We start from the raw sequence: 20,715 nt of genomic DNA on the forward strand, positions 1-20,715 counted from the left end.
GCGGCCAACTCTTTTTTATTTTTATCATCTCGATGGATAAATCACTTATCCTTCAAGCATTAGAAAGGTTTTCCTGGCATTTTTGGCATATTGCGCATCATTTTTGCAGCCATTCCTGGATTGGACATCTGCTTCATTACTTTACGCATATCCGAAAACTGTTTCATCAATTTATTTACTTCATTGACATCAGTACCAGAGCCTTTAGCGATACGCATTCTACGGCGTTGATCAATAGCATCTGGATTCTCACGCTCAAAAGGAGTCATCGAATCTATAATCGCTTCGATAGGTTTAAACGCATTGTCATCAATTTCCACATCTTTAATCGCTTTTCCTACTCCAGGAATCATACCCATCAAATCTTTCATGTTACCCATTTTCTTGATTTGTTGGATTTGCGATTTAAAGTCGTTGAAATCAAATTTATTTTTACGGATTTTCTTCTGTAATTCTGCAGCTTGTTTCTCGTCAAATTGTTGTTGAGCACGTTCTACCAAGGATACAACGTCACCCATACCCAAGATACGGGACGCCATACGATCTGGGTGGAACACATCCAATGCTTCCATTTTCTCACCCGTACCGATAAATTTAATCGGTTTGTTAACTACGGATTTAATGGAAAGAGCAGCACCACCACGGGTATCACCATCCAACTTAGTTAATACAACCCCTGTAAAGTCAAGGCGATCATTAAATGTTTTCGCTGTATTTACCGCATCCTGACCTGTCATGGAGTCAACCACGAATAAGATCTCTTGCGGATTAGTCGCTTCTTTAACCGCAGTAATTTCTTGCATTAATGGCTCATCAATAGCAAGACGACCTGCTGTATCGATGATGACTACATTATGTCCATTACGTTTTGCTTCTTCTACACCGGCAACAGCAATAGCGATTGGATCAGTAGACTCACGGTCTACATAAACCGGCACACCCACCTGCTGACCTAAAACTTCCAATTGGTCTATCGCTGCAGGACGGTAAACGTCTCCAGCAACCAATAAAGGCTTTTTACCTTTAGAAGCTTTCAAGAAATTAGCTAATTTACCAGAGAAGGTCGTTTTACCCGCACCGTTCAAACCAGCAATTAAAATAACTGTAGGATTCTTAGTAAGCTCTAACTCTGTCACTGTACCGCCCATTAACTCGGTCAGTTCATCGTTCATGATCTTGGTCAATAACTGACCAGGAGAAATACTAGTCAATACATTTTGACCTAGTGCTTTTTGCTTAACATCATCGGTAAACGTCTTTGCGGTCTTATAGTTCACATCGGCATCCAATAAGGCCTTGCGAATCTCTTTCATGGTCTCCGCAACGTTGATCTCCGTAATATTCCCCTGTCCCTTTAAAACCTTAAAGGCTCTATCTAATTTATCCTGAAGATTTGAAAACATATATTAGTCTCTTGAAAATTCTTGCTAAACCACAAAGTTAATAAATCCAATCGAAAGGAAATCCTTTTCTGATGTAAAAGGCGTAAAAATGAGGAAGAAAAATCCATTACAGAGCCCAGATTTATAGGGGTTCAGCTATTTCTATAGGTAATAACCCAAAAACCAATCATCTTATCCTTTCCCAAAACGCTTCACTTCGATTTTTTTAGACTTTACTTTTACGACAAAGTCTGGAATTGTATTCAAAACCCCAGAACGTATCTCTACTTGAACACCCTCCCCTTCCCATATTTCATTCACTCCTAAACTGCTTTCATCCAGAACCACCTCATAGCCCCCCTCTGGAAGACTCCATTCGAATTGTCCTTGAATATTACTAGGTATACGGAAGACTTTGCCAACATGGTTTTTCGCCAATAAGGTGAATCGATCTAAGTTCAAGTTCGTCTCCATACTGATTCCGGCTATATAAGATAAGTTAATGGAGGATTTCAATGTCCCTCCACGATGAAGTGGAATTTCTACCGAAATTTGTTTTTGATCAATGGTAATCGTTTTGTTGTTTGCCATGAAATGATCCTTTTGAGGGAAGAAAAGGCCATACTGACCATATGGGAGATTCTTAAACTTGGCTTTCCCACTCTTATCGGTATACAGCAACAAATCCTTAACCGTAAAATGATACTTACTTGCCGGCTCATCTCCTTCATCATAAACCTCATTTTGGTTATGATCATAATAACAGAAAACATGAAGATCACCCGATGTACGCTTTTGTACAGGGCCTTTTTTATAGTCGAATAATTGGCGAACGCCGATTCTACTATTTTGGTTCAAGTAGGCATCGGAATGGATCGATTGTAAATAATTCAATTGAACCATAGCACTTATCTCTGTATTCGCAAGGACACGGTACCTCAATTGGAATGATCCGGCATAACTTTTCCCATATCCCAGTTGACTATTGAGCATAATAGCCGATGACCATGCGAACTTATTCATCCCTATCTTACCATCATACCTAGCACCTAGGGAAAAGCGATCTCGTTGATTTTCCGTCACGAATGATGCACTCAATAAATCACTAGATTGCAATGCCCCTTGTTGATATGTAGCATTCACACCAAAATTCTGGTAATGATAAGTCAAATCTGCCCTGTAAGAAAACTGCGATTTATCATTAGATAAATTAGTGAGGTAAGCTGATTCCGCTATTAAATTCAGGTGTTGTTTTAAGTTTCTACTTCTAGCGTTCCAGGTAGACAACAATCGCCAAGATTGGGTATGAAAATCTTGCTGACCAAATGAAGTCAGCATAGCTGTTCTATCCTTATTAAAGCTAGGTGTTAAGCTCACAGATCCAAAATTTGAAAGTGGCAAATAAATGTTGCCTTCCCACCGGGCAATCTCACTTTGGAAATTCAAAAATTGTACAGAGAAATAATCTGGAGCATACTTCATATAGGTAAATCCAAAATTTGCCATCACCTTATTCCAATTTTTGCCAACCCTTTGTATAAATTGAATAGTGCCTCGTTTATTTCCAGGATAATAAGCTGAACTATAAAAATTCTCACTCTGAAAGATCATCTTCCTCCACCTGCTTTCCACGTTCAGTCCTAATCCTACAGCTGGCTCTACACTACCAATATTTTTTCCGAAACCAAAATATTGTTGAATAGCCCCAGCTACAAAACCCTTAACTTGAACAAACTCTTGATAACGTTTTGGAATGATATGAAAACTATTACTCCATAATACACTTACATTACTGTCCAGCTGATTTCTATCGTAAATTAATTGACCTTCATAATATTTACGATCAGGACGAAATTGTCCCAATTGCAATTTCCCAAAAAAAGAATACCCCGTATTTTGATGCTCATAAAAACCAAGTAAATCTGATTTTCGCTCCATAGCCCCAACAATGTAACCTATATCCTTCAACGTATCGGCATGCTGATAACGAATACCACGTCCAAACAAGGATTGCTCTAAATTCTCTTGGAAATTACCAATTGCTATGGCTGATTTTCCTTGGCTGTATTCCAAGAAAGAATTATTTAAAAGCGGTTTTTCCAGACCATCCAATTTAGTCATTAAAGCACTGTAACTTAATGTCCCTCTCCCTAACGCATACTTACCTTCCGAACGCAAAAAATGCGTTCGCCTATCTGCCAGAACATTGTTGGTTTGCCATTCGATATAATTTGGTGAATAACTTAAGGAGCGTTGAAGATTAGGATTTAGGTCTTTGAAATTCCGATTACTGACAAGACTCGAATAGGTTAATGTCAGTTGGTCAAAAATATCATTGTTTTCATATAAACCATTGACCCGTAGGGTAAAATGAGCTCTCGACAACATGTATTTTTCCTGTACAAAAGCCATGGAAATCAATGTATCTCCACCACTTGCCAATTGAATACTTTTCTCTAAAAATATGGAACGACCAATACGGTCCGGGGAAGAAAATAATAATTTGATCGATTCGTCTGTACTACCAATATTACTGACCCGTATCTTAATGTAAACAGAATCTCCTACCTGTTTTAAGGTCTGGAAAGACGATTCATTAAATAATTTTAAGGATTTAAATAAGGGGACATTAATTTGGATCTTCTTAGTAAATAAAGCTTCCCCATAAGAATTGCGCAATATCCCAATCACATGTTTTGCCTTCAATCCAGACATGGAGCTTGCCCTAATTTTTAAAGAAATATACCAGCTTTTCTTTGCTGCCAAACTAATTTTACGTTCAGTCTGACCAAGAATATCTAATCCTTTGGGCAACTTGATGTTTAGGGATCCTTCAAAGGTGGTATCACTATCGTTTCGCACGGCCACTACCAAAGAGTTTAAACCCGCAGAAAGGGTTAATGTAGAATCGACCAGCAACATAACTTCTCCATTCTCCACATGCTCTTGAGCATGTGCTCGTCCTATTAATACCCCAATGGAAATAAAAAGGAGAAAGATATATTTATTGGCAGTGCCTAACATTATTTTGGCATCAATAAGTATAAGATGGAAACCTCATAGTTCCCCGTTCGAATATGACTAAGCTGATCGGAATCTAACTTAGCTTGATAATTTAAATGATAGTGGCGTTGAATATTTTTATCCTGTGACCTTCCATTTCCCAAACTTTGTTCCATGGAGGAAAGGGAGATAATAGGATAACTCCCTACCGGTTCAACCCCCTGACCAGGAAGTAATTTAATGGTCAATATGGATAATGGAAGTGTCAAACCATTGGCCGAAACAAATTGTGGATCCATTGATTTAACGCGTATTTCATAGTCGGTATTTGAATTGACTTGTATAGCATTATTCAACTGTACCCTAACGCCTTCTTTATAATCCTGTGCCCTCAGAAACTGCATACGCACTTGACTTGCCTCCGGTAAAAAACGAATACTAAAGTCTGGCTCAACATCCACCAAATGACCATCTGTTAATCTTGGTCTAATCTGCAGGTCGTAATCCAGTGGCACGGATCCCATCGATATGCCTTGTTCATCATAGACGGTAAATAATAAAGAAACGCGATAACGTAAGTGCGTATATGGATTAGGACTTACAAAACCATCCAAATACTTCCCTTGATCAATCTTTAGAGCGGCATACAATTGATAATTTGCACTGTGTCCACCATGCGTACTTAAGGCTTGTTTTCCTCGATCAATCAATTTGACCTCGCCTGCAGATTGCAAACGAATAGGATTTTTGTTCGCCCCTATTCCATCTAAGAAAAAGTTAGGGCTATTGTTATCACCAGTCCAGATTAAGCTAATCTTATCCGCAGGAAAGGGTTGTCCGGAAACATTGCTTCCTCCAGAAACAGGAAGTATAGGTTCCATAAGCCTAACAGTAAATGTCCAATTAGGTTTATGGGTGCTCTGCCCGGAAATCATAAACTGAAAAGTATTAAAGCGATCTGCAGTTTGAACCCCTAAATAAGATGACAACTCAACGTAATTACTGGACCAGGCAGCTAAACGTACTTGCGCCCGCAAGATCCCCGTTCCTAAGAACAAGACCAATACGAGTAACGAAAGCTGTTTATTTCTTTGCAACATGGTCAAACTCCAATTCACCGACTTTTACCGACTCTTGATCATTATATAAAAAGATAACCGATGCCACATATTTACCTGACGGCAAATCGTTTGGCAATTGGATATACTGCTTTCGCACATCTTTAGGTAATGCATAAAAGCCTATATCCTCTATATTTATTTTTTTACCGTTCTCCTGGTTAATCAATTCTGTACGCACTTTTCCTTCCATCCAAGTATTAGAATGAACATCATAATCCGCAGCCAAAAAATCCCCCATGCTATCAACAGTTAAGTAGGAAATATTTGTTATATCAATATCTTGTTGCTCTCTTCCGTTTAGGCGGTGGTAAATTTTTATTCCTGAACGAACAGCCAATCGAATCGTTGCACCATCTCGATCTGACCGTGCCCTTGGATTTAATTGAGTAACAAATAACATACTGGTATGAACGGGAGTCTCATTTTGTGTAGACATGTCTTTAGGAACATTCAACGTCACTTGAATGCGCTTGGATTCACCAGGCGCTAAAGAGAAGTAAGGATCAGAAACACTCAACCACGATGAACAAGAGTTGGTTAAACTTCCTTTTGCGCTAAGCACATTATCACCGACAATGGAATATGACCAATCTTCAAATGAAACACCCAATTCCAATGCGTAATCTTTGCTTGGATTAGTGACATCAATAAATTGCATCTGTTGTTGCCCAGGATCTGTAACAAAGTAAACCCGAGGGGGCCCAGCTGTTAAACCGGTTTGCGCAATTGTGGAAGAAAATGGAATATAGAATAATATAAATAGAAGAAGTATACTTCTCATAGTTGTGCATTATAAAATTGGAAAGGCAAAAAAAAGCAAGCATTAGCCTAAACCAATACTTGCTTGTTATATGTGGCTAAAACACTTTTATTAGTTGGCAGCGATCGTGTAAACTACATCAATCGAATATTTTGCCTGCGTTTTATCGTTTAATACTTTTTTCAACAAATTAACATCTGTAATCGCTTTACCAGTATATTTTACGTCTAATTCTTGATCAAATACAGAAGATTCCGCTCCTGAAGTTGTTCCGAAAGAACCTAAGTCCATGCTTGCAGCAGCATCCATGCTCGACTTATTTCCTACTGCAATCTTTAACAATTGACTGGCATCTACTTTTGCATCTCCTGAACCATTCACTTTATTAAATTGTGCATTATCAGAAAGGGTAGCCAAAATTTTATAACCGGAACCTACTGAAGTAACTTTCAATTGTTTCAAAACATTTTTCTCAACACCCTTTTTGTAATCATCTGCACTTTTATATTCCAAAGTAAGCTCATCTCCATAGCCAGTGGTGATAGCACCATTTGTTCCTGCTCCAGAACCAATCTCAATCGTCTGGAATGGATTCAACTCAATGTTCACTTTTACTTTTGCTTGATTAGGTGTAGTTTGGGCGTGTGAAACACCTACTGTCAAAATTAAAGCTGTGATTACTAAAAATAAATTTTTCATTTTTTTGTTTGTTAATTGATTTTTTATTAACTTAGATTATCTACTATTATGATTGTTTTGTGATGCAAAGGTAATGAGCTCTCTAAGACAAAAACTATGAAATTCAGCATCCAAAATATGATTTTAAGACTGTTGAATTTTCACCTTTACTTCACCTCTTTTCCAGTATCCCCAAAAAATCCACTGCTACAACTATTTAAACAAAGAATAAAAGCTATATAACACCTGTATTTCAGCCATTTACACAAACAACTTTACTGTTAAAAATTACCTATAATCGACACCATTTTTGGTAATTTCTTTTACGATTTCTCGTGGGAAAGCTCCCAACTCTTTCTTATTTGTAGCTATTCAGCTTCAAAATGCGGCTTTAATTATTACTGAAATTCAATAAATCAAAATTTACCACATAAAGAAAATTTATACATTATTTCACTGAATTTCGATAAATCATAATTTTCCTAATAAGAGAAACAAACTAATTTCTTTCATCCATTAACTTATTTAGGTCAACGAAGTCCTTCTAAGAGGCAAATGTTAAATGATTAGAAAGGAAGAATGGTGTCCTTTGCTGAAAGAACTTGGGGAAATAGAATGCAGATCGAAAAACTAAACTAATCTGTTTAACACAGACAAGCAATCAGAAAATCTTAATTTAGATAAAAGGATTAATTTAAAATCTTTCTTAGTGGGCAGCAAGAAGAGGAATATTTTATTATATATGGCATTTCATAATTTTTATTCCCTGGGTTCTATCTCTATTACTACCTATCTCGTTTCTATACTAAACAGCACTTCATTACTATAGACAACTTTCTTTGCCTTATCAACAAAGGGGACAAGATCATTTCCCCCTGGTCCCTTATAGGTCACATCAAAGTCTGTACCCATGATGGGAACATTTGAGCGAATCAATGTAGATCCATGGATGTTTAAATTCGCTTGTGGAAAAGAAACCGCAGAAATAGGCGTACTTGAACTCGCCTTTACCTTTACATTGGGAAGTTTCACTTTTTGAACACCGCTATTATCCAACCGAGAGAACTCTTCATCAGCTAAACGGACCTTAATCTCAAAAGCTTCCGTACTAAAAACAGTAATATGGGCCCGTTTAATTAATTCAACACCACGTTGATAATCCTCTAAACTCGAGTATACCAATGATAAGGTAGTTTGATCGGGATTGATAACAATATTTTGAACTTGATTAACAACAAGATTTAAGCGAACCTTTGCTTGTCCATACACGGCATTCATAAAGAATCCAAACACTACTACAACCAAGAATAACCGCAGCATACGCAATAAATTTTTAGGTCAATGATATTACCCGAATCTACCAAAAAAAACGATATTAACACCCTATTTAAACAATTAAATTCACTTTTTGGCTACCCTTATTTTTGCCACCTTTTCCGATACTCCCTCGGAGTCACACCCGACAATTTCAAAAAAGTAGAACTAAAGTTATTCTCATCCGTATACTGCAATTCCCAGGCAATTTGTCTGATGCTCTTTTGGGTGCGGGATAGCATGCGCTTGCTCAGGCGCAAGAAGCCCTCATTAATAAGTTCCTTGGGCGTCCTTCCCAACACCTTTTTGGATATAGAGGTTAGCTTTCGTGGACTAATTTCTAGCTTTTCTGCATAAAAAGGCACCTTTTTCTCGGAAATTACAAACTCATCAACCAACTGTTGAAATCTACGCGCATAAAGCAATTCGGATTGATCAGCAAACTGCTCAGAAACAGGAAACATATTTAAATAAACTGTTCCTAATAAAATAATCTGTTTAATTAACGTATAGGCCAACTCACGGTAGGCTAGTTGACCATAATTGTTCTTTGATAACTCTAAATGATCTTCAATAAAATTATACATGGAATTAAAGCCTTCTGGAATCTTAATCGTCCGGAAAAGTAGATCCTCTCCGGAAAATAGACCACAATCCTTTAAAAACTCGGAATCTTGAACCGAGCGATTAAAAAACTCCTCAGAAAAATAAATTAAAGTAAAAGGGCGGTCCTCCAATCCGATACATTGCAATTGTATTTCCTTTGGAATAAATATGATATTAAATGGTTCAAATTCAAACTCCTCTCCTTGAATACTTAGCTTACTACCCTTTTCAGGAATAAAAACGATTTTATAAATGGTACTCGTCCATATTTTATCAGAAAGTGAAAAAGCATTGGAGGTACCTAGGATTTCCTTTATCCCAAATTCCATATTATTAACAATTGATATTGGTGGTTAATTCTCGTATAGTTCTCTTAATAACTACTGCAAAACTATTAAATCCATACATCCTAAATTCGATACCACATCACACTAACTTATGATTCTAATCATAAAAAACAATGATCAAAACAAATAATTGAGCTATAACTCTAATTGTCAAACATAAAGGCCAGTTCTCCGTCTAGCCTTGATGAATTAGTATAATAAGTTTAAATCAGATATCTTTCTTAAGACCAGCAATTTAGAGGTATTTCCTTAATAATAAAAGTTTTTTAATAGTTATTACATAAGTTTAACAACTAAACCTTTATTTTCTCAATTATTAGTCATAACCAGAAATTAATTCAAAAACCAGAACAATATTCCATGTTAGGAAATTCATTGAAAAAGAATAAAATAGTTTTGAATTAATTCAAAAAAAAGCGCCCCTAAAAGGAGCGCTCTCATAAATCTTTCTTATATCGTTATAAGCATACTTTCGTATTAGTCTCTACGACCACCAAAAAGTATCGAAGCATAATAAAGCAAGGAAACCAATGCAGCTAATGCAGCAACCACATAAGTCATGGCAGCCCATTTTAAGGCATCTTTAGCACCATCATGTTCTTCTTGGCTGTGTGTAATATTTGCAGTATCTAACCAAGCCAAAGCACGGTTAGAAGCATCGAATTCCACAGGTAAGGTAATGAAGGCGAACAAGGTGGTCAAGAACAATGCTCCAACACCAACAGCCAACACAATAAAATTACCTGAAGCAGCCATAATCACCCCGATTAACAATACCCAAGTCACCAACTTGGATGCAATTGAAGTAATAGGCACCATAGCCGAACGAAATTGTAACCACGAGTATGCCGTAGCATGTTGAACTGCGTGACCACATTCGTGAGCTGCAACAGCAGCAGCTGCGACACTACGTCCAGCATAAACATCCGGACTTAAATTTACCGTTTTGTTAGCAGGGTTATAGTGATCCGTTAGTTGCCCTTCTACCGAAATAACCTGCACATCTGAAATGCCATTATCGTTCAACATCTTCTGTGCAATCTCCGCACCTGACATCCCTGAACTCAACGGCATCTCCGAGTATTTCTTAAACTTGTTCTTAAAGCGAATCTGGACTATCCAGCTCACCAACATAATTCCAATAAATATTATCCAATACATATCTTTAATATCTTTTAATTTCTAATTTCTGTACTATCATCAAATCTAATTCCAAACAACACCTATTACAAAGAAATAAAAAAATTGCACAAAAAAAAGGAAATAACGCCGTTTTTAAGACAAATTGACAGTTAAACTACCAAAGGCTTATCCCGCGAATCAAATTAGATTTCATTTTATAAATGAAAGGTCGACCAACACAAGTTGATCGACCTTTCATTATGTCCAGTAATTCTTGGGTATTATTACCCCAACTGAAATACCATATTATTCTCTTCAATCATTTTACGCAGATTAGTCAAAGCATAACGCATACGACCTAAAGCGGTATTAATACTAACCTCAGTGATATCTGCGATATCTTTAAAACTCATCTCACAGAATAGGCGCATAATTAATACTTCTTTCTGATCATCCGGTAGTAATTGAATTATTTTTTTCAAATCAACATCGCGCTGATCTTTGACCATTTTGGTTTCTACCGAATCATCCGAGAACTGTAGTACCTCGAAAATATCGAACCCATCGTTATTCAAAATGTTTGGTGTTCTTTTTTCACGACGGAAGTGGTCAATCACCATGTTATGCGCAATACGCATGACCCATGGTAAAAACTTACCTTCATCATTGTAGCGTCCTGCTTTAAGGGTATTAATAACTTTAATGAATGTCTCTTGGAAGATATCTTCAGCTAAATACTGATCTTTCACTTGATGATAGATGGAGCTGTAGATTTTCGTTTTATAGCGCTCCAGTAATACCTGAAGTGCCTTCTCTTCGCCCTTTACATACGCTTGTACCAATTGCTGGTCGCTCTTTTTATTCAATAGTTTCATAATTATACCTCCACAAATCTTGCTAGAGTTTTGCTATGTCTTTGTATATTTTTACAGTTAAGCGTAGTCGTGTTTCTATAGGCGTTTAATTAATGTTTAAGATTCAAAGAGAGTTAAAAATTCCGATGTATCAAAAATCGGCTCCGATTTTTAACATTTCTTCACACTAAAATAGGTATACAAAAATAGCTCCAAAGTTACCCTTGGAGCTATTAATATTTTAAATTTTACTTATAATCTACTTATATAATGGAAATTGAGCCATCATCTCTCTTACTTTTCCATGAATTGCATCCAAAGCAGCCTCATCAGCACGTTTTGTTATAGCTTCATCAATCAATTCACCGATCTGTACTATTTCATTTTCTTTGATACCGCGAGTTGTAATTGCCGCTGTACCGAAACGAACACCAGATGTAACAAACGGAGAACGTGTATCAAATGGAACCATGTTCTTGTTTGTCGTAATACCTGCTAATCCTAATACTGCCTCAGCTTCTTTACCCGAAATATCTTTGTTTCTCAAGTCAACCAACATTAGGTGATTATCCGTTCCACCAGAGATAATGTTATAATCTTTCTCTACAAAGAACTGAGCTAAAGCTTGCGCATTTTTCTGTACTTGTTTGATGTAAGTCAAATACTCATCAGAAAGTGCCTCGCCATAAGCAATTGCTTTTGCTGCGATTGTATGTTCTAAAGGACCACCTTGTGTACCAGGGAAAACAGCTAGATCCAATAATTGGGTAATCGTACGCGTTTCGCCTTTTGGAGTTTTGATTCCCCAAGGGTTTTCAAAATCTTTACCTACCATGATCATACCACCACGAGGACCACGAAGGGTTTTGTGGGTTGTCGTTGTTACGATATGACAGTGAGGAATTGGATCGTTTAATAAACCACGAGCAATTAAACCAGCTGGGTGCGAAATATCCGCAACAACCAAAGCACCAATTTGATCAGCAACCTTACGGATGCGCGCATAATCCCAATCACGAGAGTAAGCCGACGCTCCAACGATGATAACCTTTGGTTTTTCACGTAAAGCAGTTTCTTCCAATTGTTCGTAATCAATTAATCCAGTGTCTTGTTTTACACCGTAAAACAAAGGCTGGTATAACTTTCCAGAGAAGTTCGCTGGCGAACCATGCGTCAAGTGACCACCATGAGAAAGGTCAAATCCTAAAATCTTATCTCCAGGTTTTAAAATCGCTAGGAATACAGCAGCATTCGCTTGGGCACCTGAGTGTGGTTGAACATTTACCCATTCCGCACCAAACAATTCTTTAGCACGATCGATAGCAATGGTTTCGATTTTATCGACAACCTCGCAACCACCGTAATAACGTTTTCCTGGTAAGCCTTCTGCATACTTGTTCGTAAGTACAGAACCTGCAGCTTCCATTACTTGCTTGCTCACGAAGTTCTCCGAAGCAATTAGCTCGATACCCTCTTCCTGGCGCTTAAGCTCCTCGGCAATTAGATTGAAAATGGATTGATCTCTTTCCATGTTGAAACTTTTTTATTGGGAAAATTTAATTATTCGATTTAAGCTGCAAATATAGATAATTACAAAGTATTGCCTTAACAAATAACCAACTTTTATCAAATGTTTTTTATCTTTTGCCATTCTGTTAAGCAATACCGCTCTTTTTAGCCAAATCCTCAGATTGAAATACGATTACATTTTCGTTATAGGCAATTCAACATGCTCAATTCCTCTCCCCTATTTCGTTGTCGGATTGTCATAATAAGCCCAAAAATCGGAACTGCTCAAGAAATTATGTAATTTTGCAGGAATATTAACAGAGGAAAAGCATGGCTACAGAAAATATCACAGCAGTTGCTCCGGTAACATTGACTGAGGGCGCATTAAAAGAGCTTAAGAAATTAATCGACCAACAGGAGATTGGAGAGGACTTTGGTCTACGTGTTGGTGTAGAAGGTGGAGGTTGCTCCGGCATGAGCTATGTATTAGGTTTTGATCAAAAGAAAGAAGGCGATTCGGAATATTCTATTGAAGGCATCCGTGTATTTATGAATAAAGCGCATGGATTATACCTTGCAGGAATGGAAATCGACTTCAAATCGGGCTTAGATGCTCGAGGATTTGTATTTAACAATCCTAACGCAAACAGCACTTGCGGCTGCGGAAGCAGTTTTTCTGCGTAAGGAAACTAACGATATCGTTTAAAACAGCAGTCTTTGAATATAAGGCTGCTGTTTTTTTATGTCCTCATTTTGTATTCTTAAAGACCTATCCCCTCTTAATGCTTGTATTTTAGTTTCTATTAAGCGCCATATTCCCTTGAGTTCCGTTCGATACAACAACGGAATTGTTAGGGATCTGATATGGATCTCCTTCGGATCTCGTTCGGTCGGAACCGAACGAGATCCGAAGGAGATCCGAACAAGTTCCGAAGGAGATCCGAAAGTGTCTCGAAGGAAACCCCTTTAAGAGACGATGAGAATACAGACAAAAGACAACAGAAATTGGAAAGGAAAAAGGGGAAAGTAGAAAGGAGAAAAAGTAAAAGCGACAAGTTATCTAGGTATTACGTTAGGTAGGGGCGGTACTGAGAGAGCTTGAAGAAAAGGGATTTATCCCGTTCGAAAGCGAACGGAATGTCAGCCCGTTTATTTTTTGAGACACCAGATAATAGACAACAGAAAACAGATTGGAAGGTATACTTGATGGTGGTCGAAGCATGCTTCGACCGAGTTGTAAATGACGTTAATACTATCCCCCAATAGGTCTAAATACTCTGTACTAACTACTTAATACTGCCCGCTGGGCCTAGGCTCTTCGCTTCGCTCTGAGTTGTAAATAGCAAAATTATTATCCTGCCAATAGGTCTAACTACTCAATACTAAATATACTTAATACTTTAAAAACTGCCCACAGGGCCAAAGTCTGTTATCTGATGTCTATTATCTAACAGCGGAGCGGTCTCACATCTAACAGCGAAGCGGTCTATCTATTAAAATACGCTTAGGCTTATCATATTATGGTATTAATTCACTAAATTAGCGACCTTAAAAATTAGTATACGAATTAGTGATGTACAAGGAATATAAGCAGTTAAATCTACCGGAGATCGGCCAAGAAGTATTAAAACGTTGGGAATCGGCGAATATTTTCGAAAAGAGTATTTCCAATCGTCCAGCGAGTAAACCATACACGTTCTATGAGGGTCCCCCATCGGCGAACGGTATGCCGGGTATTCACCACGTAATGGCACGTACGATCAAGGATATTTTCTGTCGTTATAAAACCCTAAAAGGCTTTCAGGTAAAACGTAAAGGTGGTTGGGATACCCACGGTCTACCAATCGAATTGGCGGTGGAAAAGACTTTGGGCATCACAAAAGAGGATATTGGAAAGAAGATTTCCGTTGAGGAATACAATGAAGCATGCCGTAAAGAGGTGATGAAATACACCGACGTATGGAATGACCTGACCATGAAAATGGGCTACTGGGTAGACTTGGAAAATCCATATATCACCTATCAAAATGAATATATTGAAACCTTATGGTTCTTGTTGAAGGATCTATACAAAAAAGGTTTACTATACAAAGGCTATACGATCCAACCTTACTCTCCAGCTGCTGGAACAGGATTAAGTTCGCATGAATTAAATCAGCCAGGCACCTATAAGGATGTGAAGGATACAACGATCGTTGCAGAATTCCGTTTGGATAAGCAACAGATCCATCCGATGATCGACAGTTTAGTCGAATCAGAAGATGAAGATGTAGCTTTCATCGCTTGGACTACTACGCCATGGACTCTTCCGAGTAATACAGCTTTGGTAGTTGGAAAGAATATTGACTATGTAAAAATCCGCACCTTTAACCAGTATACCGGAGCACCAGTATCGGTTATTTTGGCGAAAAACCTAATCAACAAGCATTTTAAGGCAGAAGGTCAGCAGGTATCTTTCCAAGATTACAGCTTTGGTGACAAAGTTATTCCTTGGGAGATCGCTTCTGAGTTTAAAGGTGAGGAATTAGCTGGCTTACGCTATCATCAATTAATGCCTTATATCACATCGGAAGAATTACGTGAAAATGCTTTCCGCGTGATCATTGGCGATTTTGTGACCACCGAAGATGGTACAGGTATCGTGCATGCTGCACCAACTTATGGTGCGGATGACTTTCGTGTTGCACGTGAGAATGGTGTTCCAGCGATTTTAGTGAAAGATGAAAATGGCAAAGATGTGCCTACGGTAGATCGTACGGGACGTTTTGTAAAGGAAATCACCGATTTTGCAGGACGATTTGTTAAAGAAGAATATTATTCCGCAGAGGAACGTGAAGCTAAAGACTTCCGTCCTACTGACGTTCTGATTGCTATTAAATTAAAAGAAGACAACAAGGCATTTGATGTCAAGAAATACGAGCACACCTACCCTCACTGTTGGCGTACGGATAAACCAGTATTATACTATCCATTGGACAGCTGGTTTATCAAAACGACGGCGAAGAAAGAGGAATTGGTTGCTTTAAATAAAACCATTAACTGGAAACCAGAAGCTACTGGATCAGGTCGTTTTGGTAACTGGTTAGAGAATTTGGTGGACTGGAACTTATCGCGTTCGCGTTATTGGGGAACTCCACTTCCGATTTGGCGTAGTGAGGATGAAAATGAGGAAATCTGTATTGGCTCTATGCCAGAGTTGAAATCCTTATTGGAAGCTTCCTTAGAATCAGCCGTTTTAACGGAAGATGAAAGAGCAGTAAACAAAGCCTATCTGGATAAGTTTGGTACAGAGGCATTAGACCTGCACCGTCCTTATGTGGATGATATTATCTTAGTTTCAGAAGGCGGACAGAAATTGTACCGTGAGCCAGATCTAATTGATGTGTGGTTTGACTCTGGCGCTATGCCATATGCTCAATGGGGATTAGACTACGATAAATTGGCTAAAGGAGATGCACTTCCTTTCAAGGATGAGTATTTCTCGGCTTTCCCTGCAGATTTCATTGCTGAGGGTGTTGACCAAACGCGTGGATGGTTCTTTACCTTGCATGCCATCTCCACCATGGTCAGAAACTCCATCGCATTCAAAAATGTGGTTTCTAATGGATTGGTATTGGATAAGAATGGTAATAAAATGTCTAAACGTCTAGGCAATGGAGTTGATCCATTTGCTACGATTGAGAAATATTCTGCTGATGCTACACGTTGGTACATGATCAGCAATGCCTCTCCATGGGATAACTTGAAATTTAACGAAGAAGGCTTGGATGAAGTTCGCCGTAAATTCTTCGGTACCTTATACAATACCTATGCATTCTTTGCGCTTTACGCTAATATCGATAAATTCTCTTATGCAGAACCGGATATTGCTATTGAGAAACGTCCGGAGATTGACCGATGGATTATTTCCCTATTAAATAGCCTAAGCAAGGAAGTAGACGAGTTTTATGCAGATTATGAGCCTACTAAAGCTGCTCGTGCGATACAGAACTTTGTAGATGAGCACTTGAGTAACTGGTATGTTCGCTTGTGTCGTCGTCGTTTCTGGAAAGGCGAATATTCGGAAGATAAAATCTCCGCATACCAAACGCTTTATACCTGTTTGGATACGATTGCTAAGTTAATGGCCCCAATTTCGCCGTTCTTTGCTGATCAATTGTATTTGGATTTAAATGCCGTGACCAAGAAGGAATCTTACGAATCGGTTCACTTAGCAGATTATCCAGTTTACCACACCGAATTAGTGGACAAGGATCTGGAAGAGCGCATGGCTTTGGCACAGGATATTTCATCTTTAACCTTATCCTTACGTAAGAAAACAGGCATCAATGTTCGTCAGCCATTGAGTAAAATCATGGTTCCGGTATTGGATAGCTCATTCCAAACGAAGGTAGAAAAGGTGAAGGACTTGATTTTATCGGAGACCAACATCAAGAATTTGGAATTTATTACTGATACTACTGGTATCATCAAGAAGAAGGTAAAACCAAACTTCAAAGCCCTAGGTGCGAAAGTAGGAAAAGACATGAAATTGGTGAGTGCTGCTATCCAGGCATTGGATGCTGCACAAATCAATGAATTGGAAAGTAATGGCAGCATTGCCTTGGCAAATACGCCATATACGATCAGCACAGAGGATGTAGAAATCATCGCAGAAGATTTAGAAGGATGGCAAGTGGCTAACTTAGGACGCTTGACTGTTGCCTTGGATATTCATATCGATCAAGAATTAAAAGAAGAAGGACTTGCACGTGAGTTGATTAACCGCATACAAAACCTGCGTAAGGACAAAGGATTTGAGGTTACTGACCGTATAAAAGTAACTATTAGTCAAAATACTGAAATTCAACAAGCTGTACAAAATAATTTCTCGTATATTTGTACCGAAATTTTAGCCAACAGTCTAGAATTCGATGGTGTACTGGCAAATGGAGATACCATCGAGATTGACGGAGAGAATTTATTGCTACTAATAGAAAAAATTTAAAGTATGGGAAACACAGAGAAAACCAGGTACAGTGATACCGAATTGCAGGAGTTTAAAGCAATAATTCTTGAGAAGTTACGTATTGCTCGCGAAGAATTGACCTCACTTACCAAATCATTAAGTAACAGTAATGCAAATGGGACTGATGATACAGCAGGAACCTACAAGACCCTAGAAGATGGGTCAGCAACTTTGGAGAAAGAGCAAACCAATCAATTGGCCGCTCGTCAGAAGAAGTTTATTGACAATCTTGAAGCAGCACTTGTGCGCATTGAAAACAAAACTTACGGTATCTGCAGAGAAACCGGAAAGCTTATTCAAAAAGAAAGATTGAAAGCAGTACCTCATACGACATTAAGTATTGAGGCAAAAAACAAACAATACTAAACGAAAGATTAAGTTAAATGGTCTTTGTGTTCTTGCAAAGACCATTTTTATGTATTATGAAAGGATATACTAAGCCCGTACTACTCATTACCATCATTTTATTGATAGACCAGATTTCAAAATTCTGGGTAAAATTAAACATGGTCATTAATCAACAGTTCAATGTTATTAGTGATAAGGTATTGATCCATTTTATTGAGAACCCAGGCATGGCCTATGGGATGGAATTTGGTGGTGAATACGGTAAATTATTCTTAAGTGTATTCCGCATTATTGCAGTGATAGGCATAGGTTATGGTCTTCACTACATGGTCAAGAACAAGTATAACCGTGGGTTCATTATGAATGTGGCCCTAATTTTCGCTGGTGCAATGGGTAACATCATTGACTCTGCATTCTATGGAATGATCTTTAGTGAGAGTACCCCTTTCCAAAAAGCCGTACTATTCCCTGAAGGTGGTGGTTACTCCAGCTTCTTACATGGATATGTGGTCGATATGTTGCATTTCCCATTAATCAATGGAACATTCCCAACTTGGTTTCCATTCTGGGGCGGCGAGCGATTCCAATTCTTTAGTCCTATCTTCAATGTCGCTGACTCGGCTATCACGGTAGGTGTAATCTTAATCTTGTTATTTCAGAAGCGTTACTTCAAAGAAGAACACGTAGAGAAATCACATGTGAACAGCGAGATTATCGAAGATTAATTCTTCAGGTAACCTATTCTTAACAGGTTACAATGCACATTATTTTGTTGAATCCGTATATTTGGTTATGAAAAATATCCGAACTGTACATCTTGTACTATGTATCCTCCTTCTTGCAGGAACTTTTCAAGGCACACAAGCTCAAATCAAGGTTAAATACCTACAGAAGCACATCAACTATTTATCATCCGATAAGATGAAAGGTCGTGAGACCGGAAAGGAAGGTTCGCAAAAAGCAGCAAATTACATTGAAAAGCATTTTAAAAAATATGGTCTTCAAGCCAAAGGAGAGCAAGGGTATCGACAACCTTTCATAGCTAAAGTCACGCGCACTAAAGTAGCTGACCCTGAGCGCCCATCGGATAATATCATTGGATTTTTAGATAATGGGGCAAAGTATACCATCGTCATTGGAGCACATTATGATCATCTTGGATTAGGCCATATTGGTGGATCAAGAGATTCTTTGGGTGTTGGTAAAATCCATAATGGTGCAGATGATAATGCATCCGGTGTTGCTGGATTGTTGGAATTAGCACGTCATTATGCCACCAATAAAGAAAAAGAAGCCTTCAATATGTTGTTCATTGGCTTTGGTGCTGAAGAATTAGGACTATTAGGCTCTAAATACTTTACAGAAAACCCTACCCTTCCATTGACAGATATTCATTGGATGTTGAACATGGATATGATAGGACGATACCAAGAAGCCAATGGCTTGGCGGTTATCGGTTATGGTACCAGCAGTGCCTTCCCCAAAATATTTGAAGGTCTTAGCAGCAGCATTAAATTCAACAAAAGCAAGGATGGAAACGGTGGATCAGATCAAACTTCATTCTACAAAAAGAACATCCCTGTCTTATTCTTCCATACAGGAGGTCATGACGATTACCATAAACCGACCGATGATGCACCATTGATTGACTATAAAGCAATGGAAGCTATACTCAAATTGGAAATCGATGTACTTAATAACTCGATGAAACAACCTAAAATGGACTTTATATGGACAAATTAGGAACTTCAACTACGCGGGTATTACTTACCGGTTCCAATGGTTTGTTGGGTCAGAAGTTGACAGATTTTATTATTCAGAAAACAAATTATATACTTTGCTGTACTTCTCAAGGAGTAAATCGCAATCCGAATACTGTAGGCTATGATTTTGTACAACTGGATCTTTTGGACCAGGATGGCTTGAAATCCTTAATTCTGGAATTTCAGCCTACCCATATTATACATTGTGCGGCGATGACAAGTGTGGAAGCTTGTGAACAAGAAGTGGAAAAATGCCAGCAATTGAATGTTGATTTGGTTGGCGATTTAGCGACCTGGTCGAAGGAATTGGATTATCACTTGACCTTCATATCAACAGACTTCGTATTTGACGGCAAAAACGGCCCCTATAAGGAAGGCGATCCGGTAAAGGCTTGCAATGCCTATGGGCAAAGCAAAATTGAAGCAGAGGCGCTTATTTGCAGCTCAGGAGGCCGAGCTGCTATACTTCGTACTATTTTAGTTTATGGTGTAATTGCGGACAAGAATCGGTCAAACTTAGTCCTTTGGGCAAAGCAGAAGCTAGAAAAGGGCGAAAAGATAAACGTAGTGGATGATCAGTGGCGCATGCCCACCTGGGTGGATGATTTGGCAATGGCTTGCATCCTTTCCGTGAAAAAGAATGCAGAAGGTATTTTCCACATTTCCAGTGAGCAACAATACAGCATTATTGAGGCTGTTTATGAAGTTGCTGATTTTTGGGGATTGGATAAATCCTTGATCTCCCCGGTACATGCCGCAGATATCGGACAAGCAGAAAATAGACCGCAGCGTACTGGTTTTTATCTTGATAAAGCTAAAACCGAATTGGGCTATGTCCCTACCTCATTTAAAGAGTCATTAAATTACATTGATCAACAGATCAAATACTATAATTCATAA

The 20,715-nt window shown here is 38.3% G+C and carries 16 protein-coding genes; 6 read left to right on the plus strand and 10 right to left on the minus strand.

Annotation, left to right across the window (positions count from 1 at the left end; all coding sequences use genetic code 11):
• Window positions 1-59: 59 nt before the first annotated feature.
• The 10 genes from ffh to ABD676_RS02430 all read right to left on the minus strand — a co-directional run bounded on the left by ffh (window position 60) and on the right by ABD676_RS02430 (window position 12,718).
• Window positions 60-1,403, minus strand: coding sequence for a signal recognition particle protein (gene ffh, locus ABD676_RS02385; protein WP_344673070.1), 1,344 nt, complete (start codon window positions 1,401-1,403; stop codon window positions 60-62).
• 171 nt (window positions 1,404-1,574) lie between these two features.
• The gene (locus tag ABD676_RS02390) at window positions 1,575-4,406 is read right to left on the minus strand and encodes a hypothetical protein (protein WP_344673071.1); all 2,832 of its coding nucleotides are present in this window, start codon (window positions 4,404-4,406) and stop codon (window positions 1,575-1,577) included.
• Window positions 4,406-5,485 carry a hypothetical protein gene (locus tag ABD676_RS02395; RefSeq protein WP_344673072.1) on the minus strand — a complete coding sequence of 360 codons (1,080 nt, stop codon included), beginning with the start codon at window positions 5,483-5,485 and terminating at the stop codon, window positions 4,406-4,408. Before ABD676_RS02395 ends, ABD676_RS02390 begins: the two co-directional genes overlap by 1 nt.
• Window positions 5,469-6,287, minus strand: coding sequence for a fimbrial biogenesis chaperone (locus ABD676_RS02400; RefSeq protein WP_344673073.1), 819 nt, complete (start codon window positions 6,285-6,287; stop codon window positions 5,469-5,471). Before ABD676_RS02400 ends, ABD676_RS02395 begins: the two co-directional genes overlap by 17 nt.
• Before the next feature lie 90 nt (window positions 6,288-6,377).
• Complete coding sequence (locus ABD676_RS02405) at window positions 6,378-6,965, minus strand: hypothetical protein (protein ID WP_344673074.1); 588 nt, start codon at window positions 6,963-6,965, stop codon at window positions 6,378-6,380.
• Between the two features lie 768 nt (window positions 6,966-7,733).
• Window positions 7,734-8,264: a hypothetical protein gene (locus ABD676_RS02410; RefSeq protein ID WP_344673075.1), complete on the minus strand. Its 531-nt coding sequence runs from the start codon at window positions 8,262-8,264 to the stop codon at window positions 7,734-7,736.
• A gap of 98 nt (window positions 8,265-8,362) precedes the next feature.
• Window positions 8,363-9,193 (minus strand): helix-turn-helix transcriptional regulator, encoded by an 831-nt coding sequence (locus tag ABD676_RS02415; RefSeq protein ID WP_344673076.1) that lies wholly within the window; start codon window positions 9,191-9,193, stop codon window positions 8,363-8,365.
• A gap of 495 nt (window positions 9,194-9,688) precedes the next feature.
• Complete coding sequence (locus ABD676_RS02420; protein WP_344673077.1) at window positions 9,689-10,372, minus strand: zinc metallopeptidase; 684 nt, start codon at window positions 10,370-10,372, stop codon at window positions 9,689-9,691.
• A 245-nt stretch (window positions 10,373-10,617) separates the two neighbouring features.
• Window positions 10,618-11,208, minus strand: coding sequence for an RNA polymerase sigma factor (locus tag ABD676_RS02425; protein ID WP_344673078.1), 591 nt, complete (start codon window positions 11,206-11,208; stop codon window positions 10,618-10,620).
• Between the two features lie 238 nt (window positions 11,209-11,446).
• Complete coding sequence (locus ABD676_RS02430) at window positions 11,447-12,718, minus strand: serine hydroxymethyltransferase (protein ID WP_344673079.1); 1,272 nt, start codon at window positions 12,716-12,718, stop codon at window positions 11,447-11,449.
• 308 nt (window positions 12,719-13,026) lie between these two features.
• On the opposite strand from ABD676_RS02430, the gene ABD676_RS02435 reads away from it, so the two are divergent.
• The 6 genes from ABD676_RS02435 to ABD676_RS02460 all read left to right on the plus strand — a co-directional run bounded on the left by ABD676_RS02435 (window position 13,027) and on the right by ABD676_RS02460 (window position 20,715).
• A complete protein-coding gene (locus ABD676_RS02435) occupies window positions 13,027-13,380 on the plus strand; it encodes a HesB/IscA family protein (protein WP_344673080.1) in 354 nt (117 codons plus the stop codon).
• Between the two features lie 889 nt (window positions 13,381-14,269).
• Window positions 14,270-17,683, plus strand: coding sequence for an isoleucine--tRNA ligase (gene ileS, locus ABD676_RS02440; RefSeq protein ID WP_344673448.1), 3,414 nt, complete (start codon window positions 14,270-14,272; stop codon window positions 17,681-17,683).
• A gap of 3 nt (window positions 17,684-17,686) precedes the next feature.
• Window positions 17,687-18,070, plus strand: coding sequence for a TraR/DksA family transcriptional regulator (locus ABD676_RS02445; RefSeq protein WP_344673081.1), 384 nt, complete (start codon window positions 17,687-17,689; stop codon window positions 18,068-18,070).
• Between the two features lie 56 nt (window positions 18,071-18,126).
• Window positions 18,127-18,777 (plus strand): lipoprotein signal peptidase, encoded by a 651-nt coding sequence (locus ABD676_RS02450; RefSeq protein ID WP_344673082.1) that lies wholly within the window; start codon window positions 18,127-18,129, stop codon window positions 18,775-18,777.
• Window positions 18,778-18,844: 67 nt separating this feature from the next.
• On the plus strand, window positions 18,845-19,795 hold the full coding sequence (locus ABD676_RS02455; protein ID WP_344673083.1) for a M20/M25/M40 family metallo-hydrolase: 951 nt from the start codon (window positions 18,845-18,847) through the stop codon (window positions 19,793-19,795).
• Window positions 19,783-20,715 carry an SDR family oxidoreductase gene (locus ABD676_RS02460; RefSeq protein ID WP_344673084.1) on the plus strand — a complete coding sequence of 311 codons (933 nt, stop codon included), beginning with the start codon at window positions 19,783-19,785 and terminating at the stop codon, window positions 20,713-20,715. Before ABD676_RS02455 ends, ABD676_RS02460 begins: the two co-directional genes overlap by 13 nt.

The organism is Sphingobacterium kyonggiense (assembly GCF_039536825.1).
In the GTDB taxonomy this organism is placed as follows: Bacteria; Bacteroidota; Bacteroidia; order Sphingobacteriales; family Sphingobacteriaceae; genus Sphingobacterium; species Sphingobacterium kyonggiense.

Coding starts and splice junctions, on each gene's coding strand:
- ABD676_RS02435 (WP_344673080.1), top strand. CDS start 13,027: ATGGCTACAGAAAATATCACAGCAGTTGCTCCGGTAACATTGACTGAG.
- ABD676_RS02425 (WP_344673078.1), bottom strand. CDS start 11,208: ATGAAACTATTGAATAAAAAGAGCGACCAGCAATTGGTACAAGCGTAT.
- ffh (WP_344673070.1), bottom strand. CDS start 1,403: ATGTTTTCAAATCTTCAGGATAAATTAGATAGAGCCTTTAAGGTTTTA.
- ABD676_RS02415 (WP_344673076.1), bottom strand. CDS start 9,193: ATGGAATTTGGGATAAAGGAAATCCTAGGTACCTCCAATGCTTTTTCA.
- ABD676_RS02405 (WP_344673074.1), bottom strand. CDS start 6,965: ATGAAAAATTTATTTTTAGTAATCACAGCTTTAATTTTGACAGTAGGT.
- ABD676_RS02430 (WP_344673079.1), bottom strand. CDS start 12,718: ATGGAAAGAGATCAATCCATTTTCAATCTAATTGCCGAGGAGCTTAAG.
- ABD676_RS02400 (WP_344673073.1), bottom strand. CDS start 6,287: ATGAGAAGTATACTTCTTCTATTTATATTATTCTATATTCCATTTTCT.
- ileS (WP_344673448.1), top strand. CDS start 14,270: ATGTACAAGGAATATAAGCAGTTAAATCTACCGGAGATCGGCCAAGAA.
- ABD676_RS02460 (WP_344673084.1), top strand. CDS start 19,783: ATGGACAAATTAGGAACTTCAACTACGCGGGTATTACTTACCGGTTCC.
- ABD676_RS02420 (WP_344673077.1), bottom strand. CDS start 10,372: ATGTATTGGATAATATTTATTGGAATTATGTTGGTGAGCTGGATAGTC.
- ABD676_RS02390 (WP_344673071.1), bottom strand. CDS start 4,406: ATGTTAGGCACTGCCAATAAATATATCTTTCTCCTTTTTATTTCCATT.
- ABD676_RS02410 (WP_344673075.1), bottom strand. CDS start 8,264: ATGCTGCGGTTATTCTTGGTTGTAGTAGTGTTTGGATTCTTTATGAAT.
- ABD676_RS02445 (WP_344673081.1), top strand. CDS start 17,687: ATGGGAAACACAGAGAAAACCAGGTACAGTGATACCGAATTGCAGGAG.
- ABD676_RS02455 (WP_344673083.1), top strand. CDS start 18,845: ATGAAAAATATCCGAACTGTACATCTTGTACTATGTATCCTCCTTCTT.
- ABD676_RS02395 (WP_344673072.1), bottom strand. CDS start 5,485: ATGTTGCAAAGAAATAAACAGCTTTCGTTACTCGTATTGGTCTTGTTC.
- ABD676_RS02450 (WP_344673082.1), top strand. CDS start 18,127: ATGAAAGGATATACTAAGCCCGTACTACTCATTACCATCATTTTATTG.